Origin of the sequence: Bradyrhizobium sp. 149 (assembly GCF_023073915.1) — a bacterium.
Lineage (GTDB): Bacteria > Pseudomonadota > Alphaproteobacteria > Rhizobiales > Xanthobacteraceae > Bradyrhizobium.
Genome location: NZ_JADPKK010000015.1, coordinates 93,215 through 105,872, shown reverse-complemented (window position 1 = coordinate 105,872; position 12,658 = coordinate 93,215). Strand labels below are relative to the sequence as shown.

At 65.1% G+C, this 12,658-nt stretch carries 10 protein-coding genes; 6 read left to right on the top strand and 4 right to left on the bottom strand.

The window, feature by feature from the left end; translation table 11 throughout:
- Positions 1-16: 16 nt before the first annotated feature.
- Entirely contained in the window at positions 17-592 is a 576-nt protein-coding gene (locus IVA88_RS09520; protein ID WP_247497032.1) for a glycosyl transferase, read from the bottom strand.
- 291 nt (positions 593-883) lie between these two features.
- Between IVA88_RS09520 and IVA88_RS09515 the strand changes: the two genes are divergently transcribed.
- Positions 884-1,723, top strand: a complete 840-nt coding sequence (locus IVA88_RS09515; RefSeq protein WP_247497031.1) for an RMD1 family protein — start codon at positions 884-886, stop codon at positions 1,721-1,723.
- Between the two features lie 206 nt (positions 1,724-1,929).
- Here IVA88_RS09515 and IVA88_RS09510 read toward each other — a convergent pair whose 3' ends face one another.
- Together IVA88_RS09510 and IVA88_RS09505 are read right to left on the bottom strand one after the other, a co-directional pair.
- Positions 1,930-3,111 carry an acetate/propionate family kinase gene (locus IVA88_RS09510; RefSeq protein WP_247497030.1) on the bottom strand — a complete coding sequence of 394 codons (1,182 nt, stop codon included), beginning with the start codon at positions 3,109-3,111 and terminating at the stop codon, positions 1,930-1,932.
- Positions 3,112-3,119: 8 nt separating this feature from the next.
- Entirely contained in the window at positions 3,120-5,534 is a 2,415-nt protein-coding gene (locus IVA88_RS09505) for a phosphoketolase family protein (protein WP_247497153.1), read from the bottom strand.
- 207 nt (positions 5,535-5,741) lie between these two features.
- Here IVA88_RS09505 and IVA88_RS09500 point away from each other — a divergent pair, with 207 nt between their 5' ends.
- The 4 genes from IVA88_RS09500 to IVA88_RS09485 all read left to right on the top strand — a co-directional run bounded on the left by IVA88_RS09500 (position 5,742) and on the right by IVA88_RS09485 (position 10,020).
- On the top strand, positions 5,742-6,905 hold the full coding sequence (locus IVA88_RS09500; RefSeq protein ID WP_247497029.1) for a PA0069 family radical SAM protein: 1,164 nt from the start codon (positions 5,742-5,744) through the stop codon (positions 6,903-6,905).
- Between the two features lie 23 nt (positions 6,906-6,928).
- Entirely contained in the window at positions 6,929-7,384 is a 456-nt protein-coding gene (locus IVA88_RS09495; protein ID WP_247497028.1) for a VOC family protein, read from the top strand.
- Positions 7,385-7,462: 78 nt separating this feature from the next.
- Complete coding sequence (locus tag IVA88_RS09490; RefSeq protein WP_247497027.1) at positions 7,463-8,302, top strand: ribonuclease HII; 840 nt, start codon at positions 7,463-7,465, stop codon at positions 8,300-8,302.
- Positions 8,303-8,511: 209 nt separating this feature from the next.
- Positions 8,512-10,020 (top strand): glycosyltransferase family 39 protein, encoded by a 1,509-nt coding sequence (locus IVA88_RS09485; RefSeq protein WP_247497026.1) that lies wholly within the window; start codon positions 8,512-8,514, stop codon positions 10,018-10,020.
- A gap of 21 nt (positions 10,021-10,041) precedes the next feature.
- Here the strand turns inward: IVA88_RS09485 and IVA88_RS09480 are convergent, their stop codons facing one another.
- Entirely contained in the window at positions 10,042-10,857 is an 816-nt protein-coding gene (locus IVA88_RS09480) for a uracil-DNA glycosylase (protein ID WP_247497025.1), read from the bottom strand.
- A gap of 136 nt (positions 10,858-10,993) precedes the next feature.
- Between IVA88_RS09480 and IVA88_RS09475 the strand changes: the two genes are divergently transcribed.
- Positions 10,994-12,655, top strand: a complete 1,662-nt coding sequence (locus IVA88_RS09475) for an electron transfer flavoprotein-ubiquinone oxidoreductase (protein ID WP_247497024.1) — start codon at positions 10,994-10,996, stop codon at positions 12,653-12,655.
- Positions 12,656-12,658: the final 3 nt, after the last annotated feature.

Here is a 12,658-nt window from a genome sequence, read left to right as displayed (position 1 = left end):
AAGTATCAGGTGGGCGTCAGCCGACCATGACGATCCGGCTGCGCAGCATGATGCGGGACGAGCGGCCGAGCCGCCGGAGCAGCCGCGCCTCGGAGCGGCGCGCCTGGGGCGGGTAGCCGCCGATCCGGTCGTAGTGATCACGCGCGATCAAAAGCCCCTGATCGCCGAAGGGGCCGACTAGCTTGCGCATCACGGCCAGGAGGATGTCGCGCAATCCGGCATCGGCGTAGGGCGAGCGCGCATAGCGGAAGACAGCCGCACGATGCCGGCCGCTGGTCGAGACGGCCTGGATGAACTGGGTGGTCTCCTCGATCCAGCCGGTTTCCAGCACGGCGCCTGCGGGCAGGAACATCAGCCAGGGTGAACGGGCCTGGAGTGCGCCGGCGGCGAGCGCGGCGCCCTGCGAGGATCCCTCGAAGCCGATAAAACGGCAGCCCGCGACGTCGGCAACGCGCTCGATGACGCCATTGCGGGTGCCGTCGACCAGGAGCACTTCCCGGATGATGCCTGCAGCGGCGCCGGGTACCAGCGCGGCCAGAGTCGCAACCGCGGTCTGCTCGACGCCTTCGGTCGGGATGATGACGCTCAGCATGATTGAGGCTTTACTGTCTGCACTTCGGGAGAAGCGTAGCTCATTATATAATGTTGTCATAAACATGCGGCGCTGCCGAGTGCAACTTTTCGGCCGCGTCTCGGTATACGATGGTAAACCGCTGCGGCCGTCGCATCCAAATATTCCCGTGCGGGGTGAAGATATTGCCAAATGTGTCGGCGCCGACCAGTCCTGACCGTATTAATGCGGAGGTTGGCAGAACAGGATGCGACAGCGGACGAGCGCGGGAGCGGGAAAGATTTGCAATCAAGCTGCTGACGAGGGCTTCGCATGAACGCCGATCAACTTGCTGTTAGCTCGCCGGCAACATCTCCCAGGCCGGACGGCGCGCCGACCTTGCGGATCCGTTCCGTGATGCTGGGTGAGCGCATCAATCCGTCCGGCCTCGAGATGGGTGCGACCGTCTCCTCGACGCCGGCCGCCTTCCGCGTCCATGCCGGCCTTGCGGTAATCTTCCGCTACGGCGTCGTGGTGCTGATCGGCCTCCTCCCTTCGGAGGAGAAGGTGCTGATCGACAGCCTGAAGCCCCGCGTGATCGGCGAATTCAGCCCCTATGAGGAGGAAATCGCGCAGGCGCAACTCTGCAAGGATGAAAGCGCCGAGGCGATCCTGCCGGGCGGCCCGATCTGTCTCGCCAAATTTTCCGACGAGCGGTTGCTGCTGATCGCGGACGCACTGGCCAAGAGCACCTCGCTCGCGCGTGACGAGCGCCGCGTCGCCGCGGTCTTCGACGTGATCGAACCGTTTGCGCGCAGGCTCGCCGAGCAGGGCCGCACGCCGCCCCGGCGCAAGGGCATCTTGCAATTGATCGGCAATGCGCTTCTCGTGCAGCAGCGCGTCGCCGGCCGTGTTGCGGTGGCCGAGAAGCCGGACGTGCTCTGGGAGAAACCCGAGCTCGACCGGCTCTATGCCCGCCTGGAAGACGAGTACGAACTGAAGGAGCGCCTCGACACGCTCGAGCGCAAGCTCACCGCCGTGTCCGAGACCGCCAACGCTCTCACCGACATCATCGACACCCAGCGCTCGCTCCGCCTCGAAATCGCGGTGGTGGTGCTGATCGTGATCGAGGTCGCGATCGGCTGTTTCCAGATATGGTCGGGGACGCATTAGCTCTGCGAGCGAGATGCGCGTTACTGTGCCCTCGCCCCTTGTGGGAGAGGGCAGCACCGCAACGAGACACGAACTCGCTCGGGTGAGGGGTCATCTCCGCATACTCAGTTGCATATGCGAGTGCGGAGAAAACCCCTCATCCGGCGCTTCGCGCCACCTTCTCCCGCAAGGCAAGGGGGGAAGGGAAGTAAGAGTTGCCATCATGCTCAAATCGTTCGTAGCACCGCCGCACAATGCCGTGCGATCATCAGTTCCTCATTCGTCGGAATGACGAAAATATCGACTGTGCTATCGCCGCTGCTGATACGCCCGCGCGCCGCGTCATTGGCCGCAGCATCGATGCGCACGCCGAGCCAGCCGAGACGCTCACCGATCGCGCTGCGGATTTCCCTGGCATGCTCGCCGATGCCGCCGGTGAAGACCAGGCAGTCCAGCCCCGCAAGCGTTGTCGCCATCGCCGCCACTTGCTGCGCGGCGCGGAAGGTGAAGAGCTCGATCGCCTCCCCCGCCGCAGCCTCGCTGCTCGCAAGCAGCACGCGCATGTCCGAGGAGATGCCGGAGACGCCGAGCAGGCCCGACTCGTGATAGAGCAGGTGCTGGACATCTTCGACCGACATCTTCTCGTGCTGTTGCAGATAGAGCAGGACGCCGGGGTCGATCGTGCCGCAGCGCGTGCCCATCATCAGCCCGTCGAGCGGTGTCAGGCCCATCGTGGTGTCGATGCTGCGGCCATCGCGCAAGCCGCAAAGGCTCGCGCCGTTGCCGAGATGCGCGATCACCGTGCGCTTTGCGACGAGCTGCGGCGCGATTCCAGCGAGCCGTCCCGCGACATATTCGAACGAGAGGCCGTGAAATCCGTACCGCCGGACGCTGCGCCCTTCATAGCGTCTCGGAATAGCGAAACGGCTGGCGGGCGGCGCGAGGCCATGGTGAAAGGCGGTGTCGAAACAGGCGATCTGTGTCAGGTCGGGCCTTAACGCCCTGATGGTGCGGATCGGCGCCAGGCACCGCGGCTGGTGCAGCGGCGCCAGCGGCGTCAGCGCCTCCAGCTTCGCGTAGACATCATCCGTCAACGCGACCGGACCGGAATAGTCCGGACCGCCATGGACGACGCGGTGGGCGACAGCGCGCAAGCGATGGTCGCCGAAGCGATCCTCGACGAGGCCGAGCACGTCGGCGAACAGATGATCGCTGTCCGCATCCGACGCTTCCCTCCGTTTCTCGAACAGGTCTTCGTCCGCAGGGCTCTTCACGACGAGCCGCGGCTTCGTCTCGTGCTCGTCGAGCAGACCCTTGCAAAGCAGGGTGGGCTCGGCCGCCGAGATGTCGAACAGGCCGAACTTGATGCTCGACGATCCCGAGTTGAAAACGAGAACCGAGTTCGACATGGCCGCCGTCAATCGCCAGCTTCGGCCGGCGTGTTGCCGCCAGCGCTGTTCTGCCAGACCCATTGCTGGATTTCCGGCATGTCCTCACCGTATTCGCGCACGTAGCGCGAATGCTCGATCAGCTTGTCTCGGAATTGCTGCTTCACCTGCGCCGCCTTGGTCGCGAGACCCGGCACGCGCTCGATCGCCTCGATCGCGAGGTGATAGCGGTCGAGCCCGTTGAGCACGACCATGTCGAACGGTGTCGTGGTGGTGCCTTCCTCGGCAAAGCCACGCACATGCATCCCGGCGTGGTTGGTGCGGTTATAGGTCAGCCGGTGGATCAGGTAGGGATAGCCGTGATAGGCGAAGACGACAGGCTTGTCGCGCGTGAACAGGCTGTCGAAGTCGCGATCGGACAAGCCGTGCGGGTGCTGCTCGCTAGGTTGCAACGTCATGAGGTCGACGACGTTGACGACGCGGATCTTCAGCTCGGGCAGGGCCTTGCGCAGCAGGTCGACGGCCGCAAGCGTCTCCAATGTCGGCACGTCGCCGGCGCAGGCCATCACGACATCGGGCTCGCTATTCGCGTCTTCCGTGCCGGCCCAGCTCCAGATGCCGATGCCGGCGTCGCAATGCGTGGCCGCCTCCTGCATCGACAGCCATTGCGGCGCCGGCTGCTTGCCGGCGACGATGACGTTGATGCGGTCATAGGTGCGCAGGCAGTGATCGGCGATCCACAGCAGCGTGTTGGCATCCGGCGGGAAGTAGATGCGGACGATATCGGCCTTCTTGTTGGCGACGAGATCGACGAAACCGGGATCCTGATGGCTGAAGCCGTTGTGGTCCTGACGCCAGACATGCGAGGTGAGCAGATAGTTGAGCGAGGCGATCGGGCGCCGCCACGACAGATGCCGCGTCACCTTCAGCCATTTGGCGTGCTGGTTGAACATGGAATCCACGATGTGGATGAACGCCTCGTAACAAGAGAAGAAGCCGTGTCGGCCCGTGAGCAGATAGCCCTCCAGCCAGCCCTGGCAGAGATGTTCGCTCAGGACTTCCATCACGCGTCCGTCCTGGGCGAGATGCACGTCGTACGGTTTTGTCGGCTCCATCCAGACACGTTCGGTGGCCTCGAACACCGCATCGAGCCTGTTTGATGCGGTCTCGTCCGGACCCATGATGCGGAAGTTGCGCGCCTCGGCGTTGAGGCGGATGACGTCGCGCAGGAATTTGCCGAGCTCGCGGGTTGCCTCCGCCACGCCGCCGCCGGGCTGAGCTACCTCGACGGCGAAGCTGCGGAAATCCGGCAGCTTCAGTTCCTTCTTCAGGAGGCCGCCATTGGCGTGCGGGTTGGCTCCCATGCGGCGATTGCCTTCGGGCGCGAGCGCCTGGAGCTCGGTAATCAGCGCGCCGTTCGCGTCGAACAGCTTTTCCGGCTCGTAGCTGCGCATCCAGTCTTCGAGAATCTTCAGATGCGCCGGATTCTCGCGGCAGTTCGCGACGGGCACCTGATGCGCACGCCAAAAGCCTTCGACTTTCTTGCCGTCGACTTCCTTGGGGCCGGTCCAGCCCTTCGGGCTGCGCAGCACGATCATCGGCCAACGCGGGCGTTCGACGCTGTTGCGGCCGTCGCGGGCGTGCCGTTGGATCGACCGGATGCCGGCGAGCGCGACGTCGAGCGCGTCCGCCATGGCCCGGTGCATCAATTTGGGATCGTCGCCCTCGACGAACAGCGGCTCGTGGCCGAGCCCGCGGAAGAGAGCGCGGATCTCTTCGTCGCGCATCCGCCCGAGCACGGTCGGATTGGCAATCTTGTAGCCGTTGAGATGCAGGATCGGCAGCACCGCACCGTCATGCGCAGGATTGAGGAACTTGTTGGAGTGCCAGGACGCCGCGAGCGGGCCGGTCTCGGCCTCGCCGTCGCCGACGACACAGGCGACGATCAGGTCGGGATTGTCGAATGCCGCGCCGTAGGCATGCACCAGCGCGTAACCGAGCTCGCCGCCTTCATGGATCGAGCCCGGCGTTTCCGGCGCCGCGTGACTCGGGATGCCGCCGGGGAAGGAGAACTGCCGGAACAGCTTGCGCAATCCGTCGGTATCGCGTGCGATATCGGGATAGATCTCGCTGTAGCTGCCTTCGAGATAGGTGTTGGCGACCATGCCGGGGCCGCCGTGGCCGGGACCGCAGACATAGATCACGCTCAGGTCCAGCGCGCGGATGACGCGGTTGAGATGGGCATAAATGAAGTTCAAACCGGGCGTCGTGCCCCAATGGCCGAGCAAACGCGGCTTGATGTGCTCGGGCCGTAACGGCTCGCAGAGCAGCGGGTTGTCGAGCAGGTAGATTTGCCCGACGGAGAGATAGTTCGCAGCGCGCCAGTAGCGATCAAGCAGATCGAGGTCGCTGCTCGCGACGGCCAATTGTTGTTGATTTGTCATGTTCTTGCCGACCTTCACCCAGCGATCGTCACCAACCATGTTCCGCGACGATCGATCCCTCCCGGATCAAACGGGATGCGGTGACGCAGGTGTTGCGTGAACTCAAAATGCCCGCCCGAAGTTTGGGCAGCTCTACTGTGCATGGGGTTGTTTTCACGTTTTTGTTTGTGTTCTTGATTTGTTCCTTTGACGTGCTATCTTGGCTTCATGAGTCCAGCATCCTCTCATGCTCTCAAGCACCCGCCGGTCACGGCGCCCTCCGAGCCGGCGGGTGCGCCTTCTGCTTTCCCTGAGCTTGCGGTCGCCATCGACAAGCAGCGCAGGCGAGGGCGGGGTGCGCAATCCAACGCCAGCGGCCGCTTTGAGGCCGAGGCGCGCGTTGCCTTCGACGATGGCTGGCAGAGCCTTGAAGAGCTGCCGCCGTTCAAGACCACCATCGGGGTCGACACCTCGCGCAAGGTGATCACCCGCAACGATTCTCCCGACATCGGCTTCGACCGCTCGATCAATCCCTACCGCGGCTGCGAGCACGGCTGCGTCTATTGCTTCGCGCGGCCGACACATGCCTATCTCGGCCTGTCGCCGGGGCTCGACTTCGAATCGAAGCTGTTCGTAAAGCCGGAGGCGCCAGCGCTGCTCGAGAAGGAACTTGCTGCGCCCGGCTACGAGCCGCGGATGATCGCGATCGGCACCAACACCGATCCCTATCAGCCGATCGAGCGCGAGCGCAAAATCATGCGCGGCATTCTGGAGGTGCTGGAGCGCGCCGGCCATCCGGTCGGGATCGTCACCAAGTCGGCGCTGGTGACCCGCGACATCGACATTCTCGCGCGCATGGCCAAGCGCAACCTCGCCAAGGTCGGGATCTCCGTGACCTCGCTCGATCCGAAACTGGCGCGCACCATGGAGCCGCGGGCGTCCACGCCGCCGAAGCGGCTGCAGGCGCTGAAGCAGCTCGCCGAGGCCGGCATTCCGACCACCGTGATGGTCGCGCCCGTCATCCCCGCGCTGAACGATTCCGAGATCGAGCGCATCCTGGATGCCGCCGCCCATGCCGGCGTAAAGGAAGCCTCGTACGTGTTGCTGCGGTTGCCGCTCGAGGTGCGCGATCTCTTTCGCGAATGGCTGATGGCGAACTATCCGGATCGCTATCGCCACGTCTTCACGCTGATCCGCGACATGCGCGGCGGCCGTGACTACGATGCGAAATGGGGTGAGCGCATGAAGGGCACCGGACCGATGGCCTGGACCATCGGCCGCCGCTTCGAGATCGCCTGCGACAGGCTCGGGCTGAACAAACGGCGCTCCAAGCTGACGACGGATCATTTTGCCAAGCCGAAGCGGAATGGCGATCAGCTCAGCCTGTTCTGAAGGCCGAAGTGGGAGAGTGTCGTATGAGTAAGGAACTGCCGGCTTCAATCCCACGGCTCACGGTCATCACGCTGGGCGTGAATGACATCCGCGCCAGCATCGCCTTTTACGACGCGCTCGGTTTCTCGCGCCGGCTGAAGGTGACCGGTGAGGCGGTTGCGTTTTATGACACCGGCGGTCCGGTGCTCGCGCTGTTTCCCTGGGATCAGCTCGCGGCCGACGCCAAGCTGCCTGATAATCCGAGGCCATCGACGTTCCGCGGCATGACGCTCGCCTGGAACTGTCGCGCGCGCGAGGAGGTGGACGCGGTGCTGGCTTTCGCCGTCAGCAAGGGAGCCGCGCTGCTGAAGGCCGCGCATGAGACCAACTACGGCGGCTATTCCGGCTATTTCGCCGATCCTGACGGCCATGCCTGGGAGGTTGTGGTCGCGCCGGGCATCGAAGTCGGCGAGGACCGGCGAGTGCATCTGGCGGAATAGGGCGGCTGATTTTGAATAGCGGGAATTCACGGAGGTTCCCGGTTGCGCAGCCGAGGCGCCTTGCGCACGATCGCGGCCATGATTCGGGATCAATCCGCCAAGAAGCCGGCCAAAGGCGCGGCCAACGATGGCGCGGCTAATAAGAAGGCTGCGCCCAAAAAAATGGCCAGGGTGCCGGCTGGCAAGAGCGCGGGAAAGAATGGCGCCATCATCGTCGCCCCAAGCTTCCGCCGCGAGCGCGCGCTGATCAAGCGCGGCGTCTGGCCGGTGGCGGGCTGTGACGAGGCCGGCCGCGGGCCGCTGGCCGGTCCGGTGGTGGCGGCGGCGGTAATTCTCGATCCCGACCGCATCCCGCGCGGCATCGACGATTCCAAGCGCCTGACGGCCGAGGAGCGCGAAAGGCTGTTCGACAAGATCTGCGCCAGCGCCCAGGTCTCGGTGGCCGTCGCCTCGCGCTCCCGGATCGACCGCGACAACATCCTGCGCGCCTCGCTGTGGGCCTTGAAGCGCGCCGTGGTGGCGCTGCCCGAGCAGCCCCGGCACGTCTTCGTCGATGGCCGCGACCGTCTCGACACCGAATGCGATTGCGAGGCCGTGATCGGCGGCGACGGCATCGTCCTGTCGATCGCAGCGGCCTCGATCATCGCCAAGGTGACGCGGGACCGCCTGATGTGTGCGCTGGCCCAGGACTGCCCCGGCTACGGTTTCGAGCAGCACAAGGGCTACGCCGTTCCCGAGCATCTCGACGCGCTCGACCGCCTCGGTCCCACCGTCCACCACCGCAGCTTCTTCGCCCCCGTCGTCGCCGCCCGCGCCAAGCACATGCCCTGGACGATCGAGCCGGTGCAGGACCTGTTTGCGGTGACCGAGATCGAGGTGGAAGCGAATGTCGAAATCGACATCTCAGCGGGTCTCTAGGGTCTCGTCCCGCAGCATCTGCATCGTCATGCCGGGCTTGACCCGGCCATCCACGTCTTTGCCGCCTGCTCCCAAGAACGTGGATGCCCGGGACAAGCCCGGGCATGACGGGCAGACTGCCGTTGCCACGACGCGTCACGCCCTCTATCAAAACACTCGTGAGCGATTAGGGCCGGCTGAACGGGTTGGCTGCATCTTTCGGACGTTGCATGCGGTTTACCTCCCTGGTCATCGAGCTCATTCGCGCGCGGCCGCGGCTGATCGTGTGGATCGCCGTGTTGTTGCAGGCCGCGATGTGGCTGTTCGTGGCGCTGGTGTTTTATCGCAGTCCACCCGGCAGCCTTGCGACCCTGCTGGCCTTCGGCCGCGAATACCAGGTCGGCACTGATTTGGGCCCGCCCCTGCCGGTCTGGCTCGCCGACATCGCCTATCGTGCCGCTGGCGGTCACGTGTTCGGCGTCTACGTCCTGGCCGAGCTCTGCGGGATCGCGACCCTCATCACGCTCTATCATCTGTCCCGCGCGGTGGTCGGTCCCCAGCACGCGGTGCTGGCCGTGCTGCTGACCATGACGCTGCTGGCCTTCTCCTCGCCCGCGCTCGACTTTGGCCACCTGGTGCTGGCGCGGCCGCTCTGGGCACTGCTGCTGCTGCATTCCTGGCAGATCATCGGACAGCGCCGCGGCAATGCCTGGTTCGCCTGGTCGATCGAGGCGGGCCTCCTGCTGCTGACAACGCCGGCTGCGGTCTTCCTGCTGCTGCTGATCGTCGCGTTCGCGCTCGCAACCGCGGGCGGCCGCCGCACGTTGCGCGCATTCGATCCGCTGTTTGCGCTGGTGGTCGTCGCTGTGCTGGCATTGCCCTATGTCGTCTGGCTGATGGGCGCCCAGGCACTCGTCCTGCCGTCCTTGCCGCAGGTCGCAGAGCTCAATGCCCGCGCGCTGCACGCGGCTTGGCTCCTCGGGGGGCTCCTGCTCGGTGCTGCGGCGATCCCGGCGCTGACGGTCCTCAACACCAGCCTGTTCGTTCCCAAGAGCGAGGACGCGCCGATTATCTACCGCCCGCCGGTCGAGCCGCTCGCGCGCAATTTCGTCTTTTTCTTCGCGCTGGCGCCGGCGCTCGGCGCGGTTCTGATCTCCGGCCTGCTGGGCCTCGACACCGTCCTCGGCGGCGCCGGCGTCGTGCTGGTCCTGTCGGGGCTTGCCGTGGTCGTGGCGGCCGGCGATCTCATCGCGATGCGCCGCGCGAGGATGCTGCGGATGGTGTGGGCCGCCGCCGTCGTGGCGCCCGCGATCGGCGTCGTGCTCGCCGTCCTGTTCCTGCCCTGGACCGGTGCCAACGAGATCGCGACCTCGATGCCGGCGCGGGCGATTTCCGACTTCTTCGACGAGAGCTTTGCCCGCCGCACCAATCATCGCCTGCGCGCGGTCGCCGGCGAGACCCAGCTTGCAAGCTTGATCACGCTGCATTCCGGCCGGCCGCATCTCTTCATCGATGCCGAACCCGCGCGTACGCCTTGGATGAATGAGGCCAAATTCAGCGAGACCGGCGGCGTCGTGGTCTGGCGCGCCTCCGATACCGCCGGCACCCCGCCGCCGGACATCCTCGCGCGCTTTCCCGGCATCGTCCCGGAAGTGCCGCGTGCCTTCGAATGGCTGGTGACCGGACGCCAGCAACTCCTGCGCATCGGCTGGGCCATCGTGCGGCCGAAGGGGACGTAGCCGCGGCCGTCTTCCGTGGGGTTAAGCAGAGCTTTGCCCCAGCACTTTCGCAATCGCGCGCAGATCCTGCCAGGCCAGCCGCTTGTACGACGGCGAGCGCAGCAGATAGGCGGGGTGGAAGGTCGGCAGCGCGCGGATGGTGCGCCCGCCCGTTTCGTAGTCGAACCAGCGGCCGCGGGTGCGCATGATGCCCTCGCGGGTCGACAGCAGCGTCTGCGTCGAGGGATTGCCGAGCGTCACCAGCACATCCGGATTCACCAGCTCGATCTGACGCTGGATGAACGGCAGGCAGATTTGCGTCTCCTGCGGCGTCGGCGTGCGGTTGCCGGGCGGCCGCCAGGGAATCACGTTGGCGATGTAGGCGGTGGTGCGGTTGAGGCCTATGGCTCCTATCATCAAATCGAGCAGCTTGCCGCTGCGCCCGACGAAGGGCAGCCCCTCGATGTCCTCGTCGCGGCCCGGTGCCTCGCCGACGAACATGATGCGCGCCTGCGGATTGCCGTCGGCGAAGACCAACCGTGTCGCCGTGTGCTTCAGCGCGCAGCCGTCAAAGCTCTGCATCAACTCGCGCAGCGCCTCCAGGGTCGGCGCGGTGCGTGCGGCCTCGCGCGCCGAGGCGATCGCGATGTCGGGCGCGGGAGCGGCCTCGCCGCGCATCACCGCGGGTGCTGCCACCGGCCGCGGTGCCTCGACCGGAGGTGCCGCGCGCGGGGCCGGAGGCGGGACGTCGACTTCCGCCAGGCGGTCGATCGGTTCCTCCACGAGCGCGCAATCGACACCAGCCTCCAGATAGAAGGCGAGAAGCTCTCGGACGGTGGGCGCGGGTTCGGGGATCATTTGGAAAGTCAGACCCTTATATCAGTTTGGGACGCCTTGCACCCCGGCGGAACGCGATTCCGTGGTTGTCCTATCCGGAAAAATCGGAAACAAGAGGGCGCAATCGACCAGGGACCGTCTCAAGGGCTGAGATCAGATGAGCACCGAAGAACTTCCCCCACGCGAATCCATGGAATTCGACGTCGTCATCGTCGGCGCCGGCCCCTCGGGCCTGGCCGCGGCGATCCGGCTGAAGCAGATCAATGCCGATCTCAACGTTGTCGTGGTGGAGAAGGGCTCCGAGGTCGGCGCACATATTCTCTCCGGTGCCGTGATCGACCCGGCCGGCCTCGACAGACTGATCCCGGACTGGCGCGAGGATTCCGACTGTCCCCTGAAGACGCAGGTCAAGGACGACCGCTTCTTCTGGTTCACCGAGACGAGCGCGATCAAGCTGCCGAACTTCATCATGCCGTCGCTGATGGATAACCATCACTGCTATATCGGCTCGCTCGGCAACGTGTGCCGCTGGCTCGCGCGCAAGGCGGAAGCGCTCGGCGTCGAGGTCTATCCCGGTTTTGCCGCGGCTGAAGTGCTCTATTACGACAATGGCGCGGTGCGCGGCATCGCCACCGGCGACATGGGCATCGGCCGGGACGGCGAGCCGAAGGACTCCTTTACCCGCGGCATGGAATTGCTCGGCAAGTACACGCTGTTCGCCGAAGGCGCGCGCGGCAGTCTGTCGAAGCAGCTGATCGCGAAATACGCGCTCGACGCCAAGAGTGAGCCGCCGAAATTTGGCATCGGACTGAAGGAAGTCTGGCAGATCGATCCGGCCAAACACCAGAAGGGTCTGGTGCAGCACGCCGTCGGCTGGCCGTTGAACAACAACACTGGCGGCGGCCTGTTCTTCTATCATTATGACGAGAACCTGGTGTCGATCGGCTTCGTCGTTCATCTCAACTACAGCGACCCCTATTTGTCGCCGTTCGACGAATTCCAGCGCGTCAAGAACCATCCGGCCGTCCGTGCGACGCTCGAAGGCGGCAAGCGGCTGGGTTATGGCGCGCGCGCCATCACCGAAGGCGGGTACCAGTCGGTGCCGCGGCTGAGCTTCCCGGGCGGTGCGCTGATCGGCTGCGCGGCCGGCTTCGTCAACGTGCCCCGCATCAAAGGCGTGCACAATGCGATGGGCACCGGCATGCTCGCGGCCGAACACGTTAACGCGGCTCTCGCTGCGGGCCGCGCTAATGATGAGCTGGTCGAATACGAGAACGCCTGGCGCGATTCCGTGGTCGGTAAGGACCTCTATCCTGTCCGCAACGCCAAGCCCTTGTTGTCGAAGTTCGGCACCTTCATCGGCGCCGGGCTCGGCATCTTCGACATGTGGTGCAACACGCTGTTCGGCGCCTCGCTGTTCGGGACCCAGTCGCACGCCAAGCCGGATCGAGCCACGCTTGATCCGGCCAAGTCTCACGCGCCGAGGAACTACCCGAAGCCGGACGGCAAGATTTCCTTCGACAAGCTGTCCTCGGTGTTCCTGTCCAACACCAATCATGAGGAGGACCAGCCGGTCCATCTCAAGGTCATCGACATGAACCTGCAGAAGACCTCGGAGCACGACGTGTTCGCCGGTCCATCGAATCGCTATTGTCCGGCCGGGGTCTATGAATGGATCGAGGAGGGTTCGAGCCCACGCTTCCAGATCAACGCCCAGAATTGCGTCCACTGCAAAACCTGCGACGTGAAGGACCCCAACGGCAACATCACCTGGGTTCCCCCGGAAGGCGGCGGCGGCCCGAACTACGAGGCGATGTAGGCG